Source organism: Streptomyces sp. A5-4, from assembly GCF_051131715.1.
GTDB lineage: Bacteria > Actinomycetota > Actinomycetes > Streptomycetales > Streptomycetaceae > Streptomyces.
Genome location: NZ_CP178591.1, coordinates 8,264,424 through 8,280,192 on the forward strand (window position 1 = coordinate 8,264,424; position 15,769 = coordinate 8,280,192).

General features: G+C 71.6%; 14 protein-coding genes. 7 read left to right on the forward strand and 7 right to left on the reverse strand.

Features of this window, described 5'->3' with window-relative positions; translation table 11 throughout:
* The first annotated feature begins 83 nt into the window (after positions 1–83).
* From ACLLJJ_RS38640 to ACLLJJ_RS38660, 5 genes are all read left to right on the forward strand, one after another.
* A complete protein-coding gene (locus tag ACLLJJ_RS38640) occupies positions 84–794 on the forward strand; it encodes a (2Fe-2S)-binding protein (protein ID WP_434599400.1) in 711 nt (236 codons plus the stop codon).
* Positions 795–837: 43 nt separating this feature from the next.
* Positions 838–2,004 carry a glycogen synthase gene (gene glgA, locus ACLLJJ_RS38645; RefSeq protein ID WP_434599402.1) on the forward strand — a complete coding sequence of 389 codons (1,167 nt, stop codon included), beginning with the start codon at positions 838–840 and terminating at the stop codon, positions 2,002–2,004.
* A 17-nt stretch (positions 2,005–2,021) separates the two neighbouring features.
* Complete coding sequence (gene glgC, locus ACLLJJ_RS38650; RefSeq protein WP_434599404.1) at positions 2,022–3,239, forward strand: glucose-1-phosphate adenylyltransferase; 1,218 nt, start codon at positions 2,022–2,024, stop codon at positions 3,237–3,239.
* A 514-nt stretch (positions 3,240–3,753) separates the two neighbouring features.
* Positions 3,754–6,099, forward strand: a complete 2,346-nt coding sequence (locus ACLLJJ_RS38655) for a GH92 family glycosyl hydrolase (protein ID WP_434599405.1) — start codon at positions 3,754–3,756, stop codon at positions 6,097–6,099.
* A 137-nt stretch (positions 6,100–6,236) separates the two neighbouring features.
* Positions 6,237–7,718 carry an SDR family NAD(P)-dependent oxidoreductase gene (locus ACLLJJ_RS38660; RefSeq protein WP_434599406.1) on the forward strand — a complete coding sequence of 494 codons (1,482 nt, stop codon included), beginning with the start codon at positions 6,237–6,239 and terminating at the stop codon, positions 7,716–7,718.
* Positions 7,719–7,771: 53 nt separating this feature from the next.
* Here ACLLJJ_RS38660 and ACLLJJ_RS38665 read toward each other — a convergent pair whose 3' ends face one another.
* The 3 genes from ACLLJJ_RS38665 to ACLLJJ_RS38675 all read right to left on the reverse strand — a co-directional run bounded on the left by ACLLJJ_RS38665 (position 7,772) and on the right by ACLLJJ_RS38675 (position 10,784).
* A complete protein-coding gene (locus ACLLJJ_RS38665) occupies positions 7,772–8,752 on the reverse strand; it encodes an ADP-ribosylation family protein (protein ID WP_434599408.1) in 981 nt (326 codons plus the stop codon).
* Positions 8,753–8,764: 12 nt separating this feature from the next.
* Entirely contained in the window at positions 8,765–10,054 is a 1,290-nt protein-coding gene (locus tag ACLLJJ_RS38670; RefSeq protein ID WP_434599410.1) for an ATP-binding protein, read from the reverse strand.
* A gap of 178 nt (positions 10,055–10,232) precedes the next feature.
* On the reverse strand, positions 10,233–10,784 hold the full coding sequence (locus ACLLJJ_RS38675; protein ID WP_434599411.1) for an inositol oxygenase family protein: 552 nt from the start codon (positions 10,782–10,784) through the stop codon (positions 10,233–10,235).
* Positions 10,785–11,084: 300 nt separating this feature from the next.
* On the opposite strand from ACLLJJ_RS38675, the gene ACLLJJ_RS38680 reads away from it, so the two are divergent.
* Positions 11,085–11,270: a hypothetical protein gene (locus tag ACLLJJ_RS38680; RefSeq protein WP_434599412.1), complete on the forward strand. Its 186-nt coding sequence runs from the start codon at positions 11,085–11,087 to the stop codon at positions 11,268–11,270.
* Between the two features lie 262 nt (positions 11,271–11,532).
* The gene (locus ACLLJJ_RS38685; RefSeq protein ID WP_434599414.1) at positions 11,533–12,279 is read left to right on the forward strand and encodes a carbonic anhydrase; all 747 of its coding nucleotides are present in this window, start codon (positions 11,533–11,535) and stop codon (positions 12,277–12,279) included.
* Positions 12,280–12,307: 28 nt separating this feature from the next.
* On the opposite strand, the gene ACLLJJ_RS38690 is transcribed toward ACLLJJ_RS38685, so the two are convergent.
* From ACLLJJ_RS38690 to ACLLJJ_RS38705, 4 genes are all read right to left on the reverse strand, one after another.
* Positions 12,308–12,781 carry a hypothetical protein gene (locus ACLLJJ_RS38690; protein ID WP_434599416.1) on the reverse strand — a complete coding sequence of 158 codons (474 nt, stop codon included), beginning with the start codon at positions 12,779–12,781 and terminating at the stop codon, positions 12,308–12,310.
* Between the two features lie 94 nt (positions 12,782–12,875).
* Positions 12,876–14,228 carry an amidase gene (locus tag ACLLJJ_RS38695; protein ID WP_434599417.1) on the reverse strand — a complete coding sequence of 451 codons (1,353 nt, stop codon included), beginning with the start codon at positions 14,226–14,228 and terminating at the stop codon, positions 12,876–12,878.
* 110 nt (positions 14,229–14,338) lie between these two features.
* Positions 14,339–14,842: a DUF1990 family protein gene (locus tag ACLLJJ_RS38700; RefSeq protein WP_434599418.1), complete on the reverse strand. Its 504-nt coding sequence runs from the start codon at positions 14,840–14,842 to the stop codon at positions 14,339–14,341.
* Positions 14,839–15,657, reverse strand: a complete 819-nt coding sequence (locus tag ACLLJJ_RS38705) for a YndJ family protein (RefSeq protein WP_434599419.1) — start codon at positions 15,655–15,657, stop codon at positions 14,839–14,841. Before ACLLJJ_RS38705 ends, ACLLJJ_RS38700 begins: the two co-directional genes overlap by 4 nt.
* Positions 15,658–15,769: the final 112 nt, after the last annotated feature.

Below are 15,769 nucleotides of genomic sequence, written 5' to 3' on the forward strand. Positions count from 1 at the left end.
GCGGGGAACAGCCCGCGCCTTGGCTACGGTGAGCGCGGTGCGGGCACGCCGCACCCGGGAGAGCTGCGGTGGGTGGACGACGGATGGACCTGGCGGAAGTGGCATCGGTGGGCGGGTTCTTCGCCCTGCGGACGGAGGCGCCCGACGGCGCGCACGTCCCGCTGGCGCGGATCTACGCGGGCGAGGACGCCCCGCTGGCCTTCCGGGTCGAGAAGGTCGCGGGGCGGCTGCAGGCTCCCGAGCGCAGAGTGGCCGCGTCCATCGCGCACCTGGGGCTCGCGGCCCGGCTCTGGTCCGTCGCCCTCGGCCCGGCCGCCCTGTACGGGGAATTCCTCGACCTGCCTGCCTTCGACCTTCACTGGGACGCCGATCTGAGCTCCCCGGACGACCTGTGGCTGGCCGCGCCGCGCACCCTGCCGGGCACCGCGGACCGGATCCGGGAGGTGGTCCAGACCGGCCATCTGGTCCCGCTGGCGGACGCGCTGCGCAAGGGTGGCGCGATCTCGCCCGCGCTGCTGTGGGGCAACGCGGGCTCCGCCCTGGCCGGCGCCGCCCGTGAGCTGCACACCTGGGCACGGAAGAACGGCCGGCCCGAGGTGGGGGAGCGGGCGCTGCGGCTGGCCGCCGAACTCCTCCGCCACCCGGACCTGCGCTCCACCGGCACCCTGCGCGGCGCCGCCTTCCGCCGCCGGAGCTGCTGCCTGTACTACCGCTGCCCGTCCGGAGGCCTGTGCGGCGACTGCGTATTCGGCCGTCCGCCATCGCGGTCTTCCGCGCAGCCCGGATCTGAGTGACCATCAAGGGACTGCGGGTGGCGGGCGACGACGGGGGACGACGGTGAAGGTCGGGCTGCTCACCCGGGAGTTCCCGCCGGACGTGTACGGCGGAGCCGGCGTCCATGTGGAGTTCCTCGCACGCGAGTTGAGACCCCTGGTCGACATCGACGTGCACTGCTGGGGTGCGGGCGACGCCTCCCCGGGCGTCCTTCGCCACCGGGCCGACACCGCACTCGAAGGCGCCAACGAAGCCCTGCGCACCTTCTCCGTCGACCTGTCGATGGCCGCCGCGCTCGAAGGGCGCGAGCTGGTCCACTCGCACACCTGGTACGCCAACCTCGCGGGCCACTTCGCGAAGCTGCTGTACGGCATCCCGCACGTGATGACCTCCCACTCGCTGGAGCCGCTGCGCCCCTGGAAGGCCGAGCAACTGGGCGGCGGATACGCCCTGTCCGGCTGGGCCGAACGTACCGCGATCGAATCGGCCGACGCCGTCGTCGCGGTGTCGCACGGTATGCGTGCCGACATCCTCAGCAGCTACCCGGCACTCGACCCCGACCGGGTACGGGTCGTGCACAACGGCATCGACACCTCGCTCTACCGGCCGGACCCCGGCACGGATGTGCTGGAACGCATCGGTGTCGACCCGGGGCGTCCGTACGTCCTGTTCGTCGGCCGCATCACCCGGCAGAAGGGCGTACCCCATCTGCTGCGTGCGGCCCGCCGACTGGACCCGGCCACGCAGCTCGTCCTGTGCGCGGGCGCCCCCGACACCCCGGAGATCGAGCGGGAGTTCCGCGAGCTCGTCGACGAGCTGCGCCGCACCCGCGACGGAGTGCACTGGATCCCCGAGATGCTGCCGCGCCCGGAGGTCATCCAACTTCTCACCCACGCCGCGGTGTTCGTCTGCCCGTCGGTGTACGAGCCACTGGGCATCGTCAACCTGGAGGCGATGGCGTGCGGGACGCCGGTCGTGGCATCCGCGGTCGGCGGCATCCCGGAGGTCGTCGAGGACGGCCGCAACGGACTGCTCGTCGCGTACGACGCGTCGGACGCCGGGGCCTTCGAGGCGGGCATCGCGGACGCGCTCAACCGGCTCACCGGTGACCGGAACACCGCGACACGGATGGGCGTGGCGGGCCGCGAACGTGCTGTACGGGAGTTCGGCTGGGACGCGGTCGCCCGACGCACGGTCGAGGTGTACGAGGAGATTCGAGAAGCCAACTAGCGTGCAAGGGGCGGCAGATGCGCGGTGGACCTTCGGTGCTCGGGATCGTACTCGCAGGTGGGGAGGGCAAGCGGCTGATGCCGCTGACCGCCGACCGGGCCAAACCGGCGGTGACCTTCGGCGGCACCTACCGGCTTGTCGACTTCGTCCTGTCGAACCTGGTGAACGGTGACATTCTGCGCAACTGCGTGCTCACCCAGTACAAATCGCACTCGCTGGACCGTCATGTGACCACCACCTGGCGGATGTCCAGCCTGCTCGGCAACTACGTCACGCCCGTGCCCGCCCAGCAGCGGCTTGGCCCGCGCTGGTACCTGGGCAGCGCCGACGCGATCCTGCAGTCCCTCAATCTCGTCCACGACGAACAGCCCGACTACATAGCGGTGTTCGGCGCGGACCACGTGTACCGGATGGACCCGCGGCAGATGCTGCAGCGTCACATCGAGAGCGGCGCGGGTGTGACGGTCGCCGGTATCCGGGTGCCGCGCGCCGAGGCGTCGTCCTTCGGCATCATCACCCCGGCGTCCGACGGGACCAGGGTCGAGCAGTTCCTGGAGAAGCCCACCGACCCGCCGGGGCTGCCCGGTGACCCGCGCCGGGTATTCGCCTCCATGGGCAACTACATGTTCAGCACCAAGACCCTCGTCGACGCGCTCCTGCAGGACGCCGAGGACGACAACTCGGTGCACGACATGGGCGGTTCCATTCTGCCGATGCTCACCGAGCGGGGTGTGGCGCAGGTGTACGACTTCGACGAGAACCATGTTCCGGGGGAGACCCCGCGCGACCACGGCTACTGGCGTGACGTCGGGACGCTCGACACGTACTACGACGCGCACATGGACCTCATCTCGGACCAGCCGCAGTTCAACCTCTACAACCGCCGCTGGCCCGTCTACACCCACCCCGGCCAGCTGCCCCCGGCCCGTTTCGTGGCCGGCGGCATCGCGGGCGAGTCGGTCGTCAGCGCGGGCTGCGTCATCCGTGGCCAGGTCACCCGCTCCGTCCTGTCGCCGGGAGTGATCGTGGAGGAGGGCGCGGTGGTGCAGGGCTCCGTGCTCCACGACAACGTGCGGATCGGGCGGGGAGCGGTGGTCCGGGGGTCGATCCTGGACAAGAACGTGGAGGTACCGCCGGGGGCGACGATCGGGGTGAACCCGGAGCGGGACCGGGAGCTCTACACGATGTCCCGGAAAGGGGTCATCGCGCTGGGCAAGGGGCAGTTGGTGCTCTAGGTGGGGGCAGGAGGGCGCCGGTGGCGGGCTGTTCCCCGGCCCGCCGCGCGGTGCATCCGATCGTCCGTGCGGGCGGACGAGACGATCAGCCCCGAGCGGGACCGCGAAGCCGACGACATCGCGGCGTCTTTCGGTATCGAGTTCGGCGAGGGTGACCGAGTCGCCATACGGCCCACCGCGCCGGGAGCGGGACGATGCCGACAGCGACGTTTTGCTGCAGGTCAAGCCCGATGCGGAGCGGCCAGGGCGGCGTACGAGTCTGATCCGCGACGCGTCGGACCCGGCCTCGATGGAGTGCGCGACCCCCTGACGGGCGTCCTCCCGACCGGCCACCGGACGCGCCCGTGCGCATCCACGCTCCGGTCCCTCCCTCCCCGGGCGGACCGCAGCGGCCACGTCCGGACCCTTGACGGGGACGGCTCGCGGACCAAGAATGATCGCGCTCTGACAACGTTGTCCAAGCGGGTGCGCCCGGGACATCGCTGCCCCACTCTCCCTCCGGAGGTCTTGATCCATGCACTGGAACCGACTGCTGGGAGCACGCGGACCCGCGGCGGCCGTCGCCGCCGCCGCACTCCTCGGCGGCGTCCTCTCCGGGCCGACGGCGCAGGCCGAGCCCCGAGGCGAGCGACTCACCGACCTGGTCAACCCGTTCATCGGCACACAGAACGAGGGCAACACCTACCCCGGCGCCTCCGTGCCGTTCGGCATGGTCCAGCTCTCCCCGGACACCGGACACAACACCGGCTACGACCACGAGGACAAGCAGATCCGCGGCTTCAGCAGCGTGCATCTGTCCGGTGTCGGCTGTGGCCTCGGCGGCGACCTGCCCGTGCTGCCCACCACCGGCGACATCACCACCACCGACTACGCGAAGTACGCCTCGGAGTTCAGCCACGACGACGAGAAGGCGAGCCCCGGCTACTACCAGGTCGGCCTCAAGACCTACGGCGTCACCGCCGAGCTCACCGCCACCCAGCGCACCGGCGTGCAGCGCTACACCTTCCCCGCCACCGACAAGGCCAACGTTCTGCTGAACGCGGGCCAGTCGCTGCACAGCACTGTCTCCACCACCGTGGAGATCCTCGACTCCCGCACGGTACGCACCGCCATCACCGGCCGGGGCTTCTGCCAGGACACCAAGCCGTACACGGTCTACACGATCACCCGCTTCGACCGGCCGTTCAAAACGTCCGGCACCTGGAGCGGCGACAAGGTCACCGAGGGCTCCAAGGCATCCACCGGCACCGGCCGCAACGGCGCCTGGCTGCGCTTCGACACCCGTGGTGACCGCACGGTCGAAGCCACCACCGCGCTCAGTTACGTCGACGCCCGCGGCGCCGCCGGCAATCTGCGCGCCGAGGGCCGCCACGGCTTCGACCACACCGCGCACGCCGCGCGCGACACCTGGGAGGACAGGCTCGGCGACGTACAGGCCAAGGGGGGCAGCGAGGACCTGCGCCGGACGTTCTACTCGTCCCTCTACCGGTCCTTCCTCGCCCCGAACGTCGGCAGCGACACCGACGGCCGCTACACCGGCTGGGACCAGAAGACCCACCGGGCCAAGGGCTTCACGTACTACCAGAACTGGTCCCTGTGGGACACCTACCGCACCCAGGCGCAACTGCTGTCGCTCCTCGCCCCGCGCGAGTCCCGTGACATGGCCCTCTCCGTCCTGAAGATCGACGAGGAGAGCGGCTGGCTGCCCAAGTGGGGCTACGGCACGGTCGAGACGAACATCATGACCGGCGACCCGGTCACCCCGTTCCTCACCAACGCCTACCAGCAGGGGCTGCTCAAGGGGTACGAGGAGCAGACGTACCGCGCGCTGAAGAAGAACGCCGACGGCGTCCCGCCCGCCGACTCGGCAGCAGTCGGCCGCGAGGCCAACGTCCCCTATCTGAAGGACGGTTTCGCCCCGTACATCAAGGGCCGTCCGCACGCCAAGCCCGGCGACTCCGACTACGACCACGGTGCGTCCGCCACCCTGGAGTACGCCCTGTCGGACGCCATGCTCGGCGAAATGGCCCGCGACCTGGGCCACGACAAGGACGCCGGGCGCTATGTGGCCCGCGCGCAGAACTACCGCAAGATCTTCGACGCCTCGACCGGCTTCTTCCGGGCGCGCGACGCGGCAGGCGCCTTCACCGGGCCCGCCGACCCCGCCAAGAGCGAGGGCTTCCACGAGGGCACGGCCTGGCAGTACCAGTGGCTGGTGCCCCAGGACCTGCCCGGCATGGTCGGCCTGATCGGCGGCAAGACCGCGGCCAATGAGCGGCTCGACTCCTTCTTCGCCTACGACCAGCTGCTCGCCGACCCGGCGAAGACGGCCCGCGAGGTGTGGGTCAACGGCCCGTACGACTACTACAACGCCGACAAGTACAACCCGCAGAACGAGCCCGACCTGATCGCCCCGTACACCTACCTGTCCACCGGGCAGCCGTGGAAGTCCACCGACGTGGTGCACGCCGCGCTCACCCTCTTCACCGACACCCCCACCGGGATGACCGGCAACGACGACCTGGGCACCATGTCCGCCTGGAACGTCCTGTCGTCCATCGGCGTCTTCCCGATCCAGCCCGGCACCGACACCTGGGGCCTGTCCACGCCCGTCTTCGAGCGTGTGGACATCAAGCTGGACCGCCGCTACTACCCGAGCGGGAGGTTCACGGTGACCGCGCCGGGCACCTCGGACACCGACCGGTACATCCAGTCGGCCCGCGTCGACGGCAAGGACCACGCGGCGACGTATCTCACAACGGAGGAGATCCGGTCCGGCCGCTCGCTCTCCTTCACCGTCGGCGACAAGCCTTCGGGCTGGGGAACAGCGGCCTCCGCGGCCCCGCCCGCCCTGCGCTGAGCCCCCCCGGAAAGTCCGCCCGGCCGCCGCCCGCCCCCGCTCCGGGGGCGGGCGGTTTGGCTGGGAGGAGCATGGCAATTAAACTTCCGCTTTTGAGAACTTTCAGCGGCACGAGTGAACGAGAAACGGCAGCGGCGATGACGGTGACAGAGGACAGTCCTGGGTACGACGAGACCCCGGACACCCTGGTGTACGGCCCGGGTATCGACCCGGAGCGGATGGCCGTCTGCCTGAGCGTGCTCGACGAGCTGGACAAGATCGACGTCGATCACCCCGACGCCATCGCGGTACGGCGCGCCACCGCCGGCGTCTACCGGACCGTGAAGCAGCGCCGCCGCCAGGAGCGCCGCGCCGCCAAGACCGCTCACGACCAGGCTGTCACGCACTCCACCGCGACCGGCTCCGCCGAGCGCATCGACGACGAGACCCAAGGCGTACTGCCGTCGTCATCGGCCACCGCCGAGATCGCCGGGATACTCAAGCGCCCCCGCTCCTGTTACATCTGCAAGACCCGCTACGTCGAGGTCGACGCGTTCTACCACCAGCTGTGCCAGAGCTGCGCCGCCGAGAACCGCGCCCGCCGCGACGCGCGCACCGACCTGACCGGCAAGCGCGCCCTGCTCACCGGTGGCCGCGCCAAGATCGGCATGTACATCGCGCTGCGGTTGCTGCGCGACGGCGCCCACACCACCATCACCACCCGTTTCCCCAGTGACGCGATCCGCCGCTTCAAGGCGATGGAGGACAGCGCCGACTGGATCCACCGCCTGAAGATCGTCGGCATCGACCTGCGCGACCCGGCGCAGGTCGTCGCGCTCGCCGACTCCGTCGCGGCCGAGGGCCCGCTCGACATCCTGATCAACAACGCCGCGCAGACCGTACGCCGCTCGCCGCGCGCGTACAGCGAGCTGCTCGGAGCCGAGTCCGCCCCGCTGCCCGCCGGTGAGCTGCCCGCCGCCGAGGTCATCGGAGCCTTCGGTTCCGGCGCCCAGCTCACGCTGCCCACCGCCCGCCCGGAGGGCCTCACCGCCCAGCAGGTCACCGACCTGGCGCTGGTGACCGGCTCCACCTCGCTCGCCCGGATCGAGGCGGGCACGGCGATCGACGCGGGCGGTCTGGTCCCCGACCTGGACCACACCAACAGCTGGATCCAGACGGTGTCCGAGGTCGACCCGGTCGAGCTGCTCGAAGTGCAGCTGTGCAACTCGACCGCGCCGTTCATCCTCATCAGCAGGCTCCGCGCGGCCATGGCGGCGTCCTCGGCCAACCGCAAGTACGTCGTGAACGTCTCCGCGATGGAGGGCGTCTTCAGTCGTGGCTACAAGGGCGCGGGCCACCCGCACACCAACATGGCCAAGGCCGCGCTGAACATGCTCACCCGCACCAGCGCCCAGGAGATGCTGGAGGCCGACGGCATTCTGATGACCGCCATCGACACCGGCTGGATCACCGACGAGCGCCCGCACCCGGACAAGATGCGCCTCGCCGAAGAGGGCTTCCACGCCCCGCTCGACCTGATCGACGGCGCGGCCCGCGTCTACGACCCGATCGTGCGCGGCGAGGACGGCGAGGACCTGTACGGCGTCTTCCTCAAGGACTACGCCCCCGCCAACTGGTAGGTGGCAGCGGACAGGTGACGGCCGGACGGGAACTCCCGTCCGGCCGCACGCCGTTACGCGCCCGTCGGCTCCAGCACGTCCACGCGCGGCAGCGCGCGGTGCCGGTGATGGGCGTCGGCGATCTCCGCGAGTGCCGGCCGGCCCAGTGCGCGGTAGGCCGCGGCGAGGAGCTCGTGGGCGAGCCGCTCGCGGACCGGGTCGTCGCCCGACGCCCAGTGCAGATCGCGGCCCAGGACCAGCGCCTCCACCGGATCGCCGGCCGCACACCGGCGCCGGGCCTCCGCCACACCCGCCTCCAGCGCGGACGGGTCCTCGAAGAGCCCGTACATGTACGTCGCGAACTTGCTCTCGTCCGCCCCGTTGTGCGGCGGCCGGCCCAGCGCGGTCCCGCCCGTCGCGAGCGCGCCGGCGCCGTCCAGTGTCGTGACCCGCTCGGGGTCCACCGGCCGGGCGACGAAGTCGTACAGACGGGAGTAGGCGAGGCCCACCTCGGGTCGGTCCGCGGTCTCGAAGGCGGTCAGTGCCGCACGGAGCAGCCCCATACGGGCCCGATGCGCGGCCACTTCGTCGTCCTGCGCGTCGTCGTCGTCGAGGTCGCGCCAGCAGCGCTCCAGGTAGTCACGCAGAGCCCCCAGCGGCGACTGGAACCTCCGGTCGATCCCGCCACCGTCGTTGTTGTAGTACGAGGCGACCCCGGAGCAGGTGCGGCCGTCGTCGAACCACAGGCCGTAGTGCAGGCCGTCCGAGCCGCCGTACATGAACGTGAGGAACTCGGGCGGGTCACGGTAGAAGCGGCCGTGCACCCGTATGTCGACGCCGTCACGAGGCCGCCGGCCCGGTTCGTCGAACAGGTCCATGACGCCGCCCGGGCTCACTCCGATGTCCGAGAGTTCCCGCTGTTCGGCGTGGCCGAGGGAGCCGAGGAACGCCCAGAAGCGGAAGACCGATTCCGGCAGCTCAACGCCCCAGTCCCGCAGGACGCGTTGTTCGATGCGGGCCCGCTGCTCCGGGCCCGTCGCCGACTGCGCGGACATGGCAGATCCCCCTCAGAATCGTGCGTGCGCGGTGATGTCCGCGCCGAACTGGTCGATCATCGCAGGCGTCACTGTGGGCCTGCACTGGGCGATCGCCGCCAGGTAGTCCTCCGTGCCGGCGCCCGGCAGCCGCCGGCCGTCCGGCGCCGCGCCGACCTCCTCCAGGTCCCGCTCGAACGCGGCCTGGGCCGCGCTGCGGGCCGCGTGCTCGATGTCGGCCGGGGTGAACAGCTCGCTGGCCGCCACCAGCACCGCGACATCCACATCGGAGCGGCCGTCGGTGTAGCGCGACCAGATCGCGGTGCGCGCGGCCGTGTCCGGCGTGCCGATCGGGATCAGATAGTCGAAGCGGCCGGGCCGCAGGAACGCCGGATCGAGCGAGCGGATCGAGTTGGTGGCGCACACCAGCAGCCGCTCGTCGCGCTCCCGGAAGCCCGGTATGAGCTTGAGCAGTTCATTGGTCACCCCGTACATGCCGCCGGGCTGCGCGGGCTCGGTGCGGACCGGGGCGATCTCCTCGACCTCGTCGATGAAGACCAGCACCCGTTCGAGCTCGGCGATCCGGGCGAACGCGCTGCGCAGCGCCGCCGCCAGGTTTCCCTCGTCCGCCAGCCGGGAGGGCAGCAGCTCGACGAACGGCCAGCCGAGCTTGGAGGCGATGCCGCGGGCGAACGTGGTCTTGCCGGTGCCCGGCGGCCCGAACAGCGCGACGGCCCGTGGGGGCCGTACCCCGTGTCTCGCGGCGCGCTCGGGCTCCGCCAGCGGCAGCACGATGCGGCGCTCGATGAGGTCCTTCTCGGCCTCCATGCCGGCCACCTTCGCCCAGAGGTCGCTGGGCAGGAACCGCCCGCCGAGGTCGTCCAGGAGGCTGGCCCCGGGGCCGTGCAGCGGCTCGACCTTCTCGAAATAGGCCACCGCGGGCCGCCGCGTGTACCCCGCGTTGAGCAGCCCCTCGCCGAACAGGTCCTCCTCGGGCAGTACGTAGGCGATCCGGCCCACCCGGGCCGCTACGAGCCGCCGCTCCAGTTCGACCAGCAGCGCGCTCGCCAGCCCTCGGCCGCGCCAGGCCGACGCGATGGCGATCCGCATCACCCAGGCGCGTTCCCCGGCCACGCACGCCAGGGCCGCCCCGATGGGCACGCCCTGGTGGACCGCGACGACCGCGGGCTGGCGGGAGGTCAGCGCGCCGATGCATTCGGCGAGCGAGAAGACCGACTCCTGCCCCAGTTCGGCCGTGGTGTCGATCAGGTGAACCACCGCTGCGAGATCACTCTCGCGATAGTCGTGGATGAGCCAATTCACCGGTGCCGCCCCTCATTGGTGCTGATGCGGCGAGGTTAGGGGCGGTCGTGCGCGAGGTCCTGCTCCATCGTGTACAAGCCCCGGCGGCAAACTCGACACTCCGTCCGTAGCCGACGCGGGCCGGGTGCACGGTCGGGGCGCCGGCTCCCGTGGGCGCTTTGCGCGCTCTTCTCCCCGGTCACCCGCCGGATGCGTGCGCGGCTGCCACCAGTTCCAGCACCGGCCGCCAGTCGTCCATCACCCCGGCGTCGAGACCGACGACCTTTCCCGCGTCATCCGCCTGGCGCAGTGTCGCCGCCGCTTCCGCGAGCGGGTCGCGCGCGAAGGCGTCCGCCTCCCGCGGGGTCATGGCTCCGCCCTGCGGCCCGAGTGTCAGCGCGCTCTGCGCCGACAGGGGACGTCCCGGTTCGGTCGTCGCCAGATAGCGCTTCGCCGGTACGTGCAGTCGTACGAGCCGGGCCACCCGGTCGCCGAGCAGCGGGCGCACGGCGACCGCCGCGTGATCCGCGTGACCTGCGTCGTCACCCGGGTGCAGCAAGTGCCCGAGGTCGTGCACCAGGCCCGCCACCTGGAGTTCCTTGTCGCTGGGGTGCGAGCGGCGCAGCAGGTGGGCCGTCTGCAGGGCGTGGTCGTGCAGGTCCACCGGATCGCCACTGCGGTCCGGGGCGTCCCAGGCGCCCCGGAAGGCGTGCAGCAGGGACATCAGTTCCTCGACGCTGCGCAGTTCCATCCCTGTCCTTTCCCGGATCTCAGGTGTGTCCCTCCGAGCAGATCACGGAGGCGTCGACATCCGGCTGAACGGGGCGCGAAGGGAGGCAGGCTTAAAGACGACTAAATCCATCGAGCGGAAGCCCGCTCATATGGGTACTCTGTTGCTCACGGACGGCCCCACCAAAGGCCGCTCCAGAGTGAACACCGGCGCCACCGCGACCGAACTGCCCTAATTTTCCTGACCCTTCGGGCCAAAGGTCGCTGTCGGCGAGAGCCGCGGTGATCAGTCGAAGGGTTACGCGACACAAAGGAGTGCGCGGTGACACCAAATATGGCGAAGCAGGAAAATCGGTCGCACGAGCAGGGCGAGACGACCGGTCAGGCCAGACGTCGTCGACTGGGCGAGCTCGGCAGCCTCGAGGTCTGGTCCCGGGCCGCGCCGATCCGGCTGGCGGGTTACGAGGACGACCTGGCGGAGCCGCACATCCTGCCCGGAATCGACTGACGGCCCGGCGGTCGACGGCTGAACGACCGCCCGGTGCGGCGGTGGCGTACGACGCCGCCGCCTCACCGTTTTTTGTGCGGCCGGCCGTGTGCGTCGGAGCGGATACCGGGTTCGATGTTCGCGGGCCGCGCACCGGGGGGCTCGTCGGTGAACTCGCCCACGCCCAAGGCTTGTTCATGAAGTGGTACGAGTCTGATCAACATTCTGCAAATCATGTGCAAATGTGAACACGGTGTCCCGTGCGAGGGATATTTTCCCCTCCGTGAAGCTGAAGCTGAGACGCCAAGAAGATCCACTGACCGGTCCAGGACGTCGTACCGTGCTCCGCGCGGCGGTCGCCGGCAGTGCGGTGGCCACCGGCGGTCTGGCCCTCGGGGCGGCCCCGGCGTCGGCCGCCCCGCCGTCGATGACCTCCGGCTCCCGGCCGACCACCCCCGCACAGGCTCTGCGCGAGCTCGCCGTGGGCAATCGGCGCTGGCGGACATTTCAGCAGCGGCACCCCGACGAGTCCCCTTCCGTGCGGAACGCGATGGTGACCGGCCAGCATCCCTTCGCCGTCATCCTGGGCTGCATCGACTCGCGCGTACCGCCCGAGCTGGTCTTCGACCAGGGCCTCGGCGACCTGATGACCGTGCGCTCGGCCGGTGAGGTCCTGGACGAGGCCGTCCTGGGGAGCGTCGCGTACGGCGTCCTGGAGCTGGGCATGCCCCTGGTCATGGTCCTCGGGCACCAGTCCTGCGGTGCGGTGTCCGCGGCGGTCCACGCGGATGAGACCGGTGAGCAACTCCCGTCGCACATCCAGTACTTGGCTGATCGAATACGCCCGGCCATAGATCACAGCCAGCAAGGCGCCGCCCGCGTCGACTCCACCGTCAGTCGCAATGTCGGTCTCGTCCGCAGGCATCTGGCCGCGGAGCCGGACCTCGCGGCCAAGGTCGCCTCCGGGGCGCTGGCCATCGTCGGGGCCCGCTACGAGCTCGACTCGCAGTTGGTCCACGTCATTCACTGAGGCGGTACGGGCCGGGGAGTCGCCGCCGTCAGCGCCCGGCAGGCGCGGCCGGCGGTTCGACCTCCAGGAAGCGCCTGCGTCGCGGCCCGATGTACAGCAGCGCCGTCCAGCCCGCTCGCTCCAGCGCACCGGCGCACCCGGCCAAGGCGTCCTGCTCCTCGTGCGCCGCGCCGCTGCCGACCGGCCCCAGCCACTGCACCGCCCCCGGCCCCTCGCCAGGGCCGACGCGATACCCGGTCGCGGTGCGCTGCCCCGCCGTATCGGCCGCAGAGGCCGCGATGCCCGCCGCTTCCAGGGTCAGCGCGACGGAGCGCACCGCCTGATGACGCTCCCAGAGCGCCGGCATCGCCTGCGGGTCCTCGGCGTCCGTATTCGTCAGACGCCTGATCTGCATCAGCCCCTCGAAGGCGACCCGGACCTCGGCGGCCCGCCCACGGGCCGCCGCGGCGGGCGCCGGCCCGTCACCGGTGGCCGCAGTGAACGCTCCGGACGTCATCGTCATCGCCGCCTCCCGGATCGAGGAGGGCCGATTCTGTCAGTCGGCACTGACAGTCGGCACTGACAGTCGGCCTTCACCAGGCGCCCTGCCCGGTGGGCTACCGGGCCGCCGTCCCTCCAGGAGCGGTCCGCTGCCACGGGCGCAGTGCCTCGATCCGTTCCGCCAGCGCCAGCAGCCGGTACTCGCCACCGGGCGCGGCCACCAATTGCACGGAGCAGGGGGCGCCGCCGGGCAGCGACCCGAACGGCAGCGAGAGCGCGGGCCATCCGGTGAGGTTCCAGGGCGGAGTCGTCGGCGCACAGGCCGTGTTGACCAGCAGATTGTGCAGCCAGCCGCGCTCGTGCCAGGGCGCGGCGGCGGGCCCGCGCCGGGCGAGCGCGGGCATGATGAGCACGTCGTACCGCTCGAAGAACGGCGCCAGCCGCTCGCGCAGCCGCGACGCGTGGTCGGTGCGCATCAGCGGTGTACGGGCGAACACCCGGCCGGCCGCGGCATGCCGGCGTGTGCGTGGGGCGAGCCGCCGGGGATCGAGCCCCTCGGCGTCCTTGGCGGTGCCCGCCGTCCAGCGGGCCAGCGCGGCGGGACCCAGGCTCAGCGGGTACGGCGGATCGGCGTGTTCCACGTCCTGCCCGTCGTCGAGCAGCAGCCGCGTCGCCGCACGGACCGCGTCGGCGTACGGGCGGGAGACGCCGGCCCCCAGGAGCGGGCTGCGCGAGGACGCGGCGATCCGCAGGGGATCGGTGGGGCACTGGGGCCGCTCCCCGGCCAGCACCGAGAACATCAGCCGGGCGTCGGCCACCGTCGTGGTCAGTGGCCCGTTCTCGGCCATGCCGAACCAGTCGCCGTTCCCGATCCCGGCGAACACCCGGCCGTGCCCCGGCTTGAGACCGAGCACCCCGCAGTTGGCCGCCGGGATGCGCAGTGAGCCCATGCCGTCGTTGCCCAGTGCGATCGGGACCAGGCCCGCCGCGACGGCCGCCGCGCTGCCGCCCGAGGAGCCACCGGCGGTGCGTGACGGGTCCCAGGGGTTGCGCGCGGTGCCGTGCACGCCCTCGGTGGTGCCGAAGACACACAGCTCGGGGACGTTGGTGAGGCCGACGACCACGGCCCCGGCGGCACGCAGCCTGGCCACCGTCTCGTGGTCGGTCGTCGCGGGAGCGGCGGATGAGGCCGCCGTGCCGTTGCGGGTGGCCTCGCCCCGCACCGCGAGGTTGTCCTTGACGGCCACCGGCACGCCTGCGAGGGGCAGTTCGGCCAGCTCGGGGTGGGCGGCGAGCTCGTCCGCCTCCTCGAGAGCGGCTTGCGTGCGTACGGTACGGAATGCCCCCACGCGCGCGTCGCCCTCGGCGATCCGTGCGAGATGCGCCGCCACCACCTCCCTCGGCGTCACACGTTTGTCCCGCACGGCTGCGGCTATTTCATGGGCTGTCAGGCCGATCCAGTTCGTCACGCGTGCCACTGTGCCCGCCACCGCGGCGCGACGCCACCACGCGCGCGTGCCCTCTCAGCCGGTCCGGCCGCCGAGGGCCGGGGGCCAAGGGCGGGTGCCCGGTTGTCGCCCTACCCCGCGATCCTCCGCAACGTCCGCCCCAGCCGCCGGGCGTACCAGTGCTGGATGACCGGCACGCATGGCCCCGCCAGCCGGGAGTGCCAGCGGCTCGCCCGGCTGAAGGCGGTGACGGTGAACCACACGGCTCCGTCTTCGGCCAGCTCGACGACGAAGGACTCCTCCCCGCACTCCGGGTGACGGCCGGTCGTCCCGTAGGCGAAACCGATCCGGTCGTGCGCGTAGGCCGTCCAGACGACTTCGCACGGCGCCGCCACCCGCAGCGGCCCGACGCCGATTGCGCACTCGACGGCCACGCCGGGCTCGGCGCGCTCCGCGTCCGACCGCACACGTACGCCCGACTCTCGGTGCAGCCGCCAGGTGGTCACCGCCTGGCCCGCCGACTCGAAGGACGCCCGGCCCCGGCCGATCAGGGCGCGGTGGTGGAGGTGGTTGTACCCGGCGGGCAGCTGCTCCTGCCGGGTGGCCCCGACCTCGGGGTAGTTGAGCGTGCTCATGCGGCGGTCTCCTCAAGTCGTCGCCAGGCCAGCACCGCGCAGAGTGCGAAGCCGAGGGCGTTGCCCAGGCCGTGGGTGGCGGCCATCCAGGTCAGGGTGGGGTGCGCAATGCCGGTGGCCTCGCCGAGCGCCCAGCTCAGGGCGAGCAGCATGGTCGCGACCAGTACGGCAGCCGACACCGTGAGCAGGCACCGGGTGGTCAGGTCCTGCCCGTCCTCGCGGACCTCCCGCCAGGTCAGCAGGGCCACTGTCCACATGCCCGCGGTCAGGACCAGCGCCCCCGCCAGCTCGGCCCAGTCGTCGACGAAATAGCCGGCGAGGACGAGCAGCGTGCCGAGCGGCACGCTCAGCGCGGCGAACCGGCCGGCCGGACGGTCGGCGGCCCGACAGACGAGCCCGGCCACCAGCGCCGCGGCGAAACCGGCGAAGTGGAAGTGCGGCACGGTGAGCGCCAGGATCTCCAGGTCGAAGCCGAGGAGCTCGTGGCCCCCGCGCTCGGCGACCAGCGCGAGCCCGGCGACCGACGGTGTCACCAGTGCGGTGAGCACCGCGATCTCGGCCGGGACGAGTGAGCGGGTACGGGCCAGCCGCGCCGGGGCGTGCAGGGCGAGCGCGAGGGTGCCCAGGGCGTAGACGGCGGCGAGCGCGGTCGCGACCGTACCGCGCGGCAGCCACAGCGCGACGGCCCCCGGCGCGGCCAGCAGCGGCCACAGGTGCCGGATCCGGGTGAGGTGCGGTGAGCCGATGAGGCGCAGCCCCAGCGGCACGACGATCAGCATGCCGAGCATGACGATCAGGTTGACCAGTACGGACACGACTCGCCCCCTCATGTTTTGAACTTGTTCAATTCCATGTCGACCCTACGGCTTCATTTGAACGTGTTCAAGTAGCGGCGGCGCCGGGGGTGCCGCAAAGAATGGGACGCGA

What these genes read in the sequence shown, in the direction of transcription:
- ACLLJJ_RS38690 (WP_434599416.1), bottom strand. Translation starts at nt 12,781, where the DNA reads ATGACGATGACGTCCGGAGCGTTCACTGCGGCCACCGGTGACGGGCCG.
- ACLLJJ_RS38655 (WP_434599405.1), top strand. Translation starts at nt 3,754, where the DNA reads ATGCACTGGAACCGACTGCTGGGAGCACGCGGACCCGCGGCGGCCGTC.
- ACLLJJ_RS38700 (WP_434599418.1), bottom strand. Translation starts at nt 14,842, where the DNA reads ATGAGCACGCTCAACTACCCCGAGGTCGGGGCCACCCGGCAGGAGCAG.
- ACLLJJ_RS38665 (WP_434599408.1), bottom strand. Translation starts at nt 8,752, where the DNA reads ATGTCCGCGCAGTCGGCGACGGGCCCGGAGCAGCGGGCCCGCATCGAA.
- ACLLJJ_RS38640 (WP_434599400.1), top strand. Translation starts at nt 84, where the DNA reads ATGGACCTGGCGGAAGTGGCATCGGTGGGCGGGTTCTTCGCCCTGCGG.
- glgC (WP_434599404.1), top strand. Translation starts at nt 2,022, where the DNA reads ATGCGCGGTGGACCTTCGGTGCTCGGGATCGTACTCGCAGGTGGGGAG.
- ACLLJJ_RS38675 (WP_434599411.1), bottom strand. Translation starts at nt 10,784, where the DNA reads ATGGAACTGCGCAGCGTCGAGGAACTGATGTCCCTGCTGCACGCCTTC.
- ACLLJJ_RS38660 (WP_434599406.1), top strand. Translation starts at nt 6,237, where the DNA reads ATGACGGTGACAGAGGACAGTCCTGGGTACGACGAGACCCCGGACACC.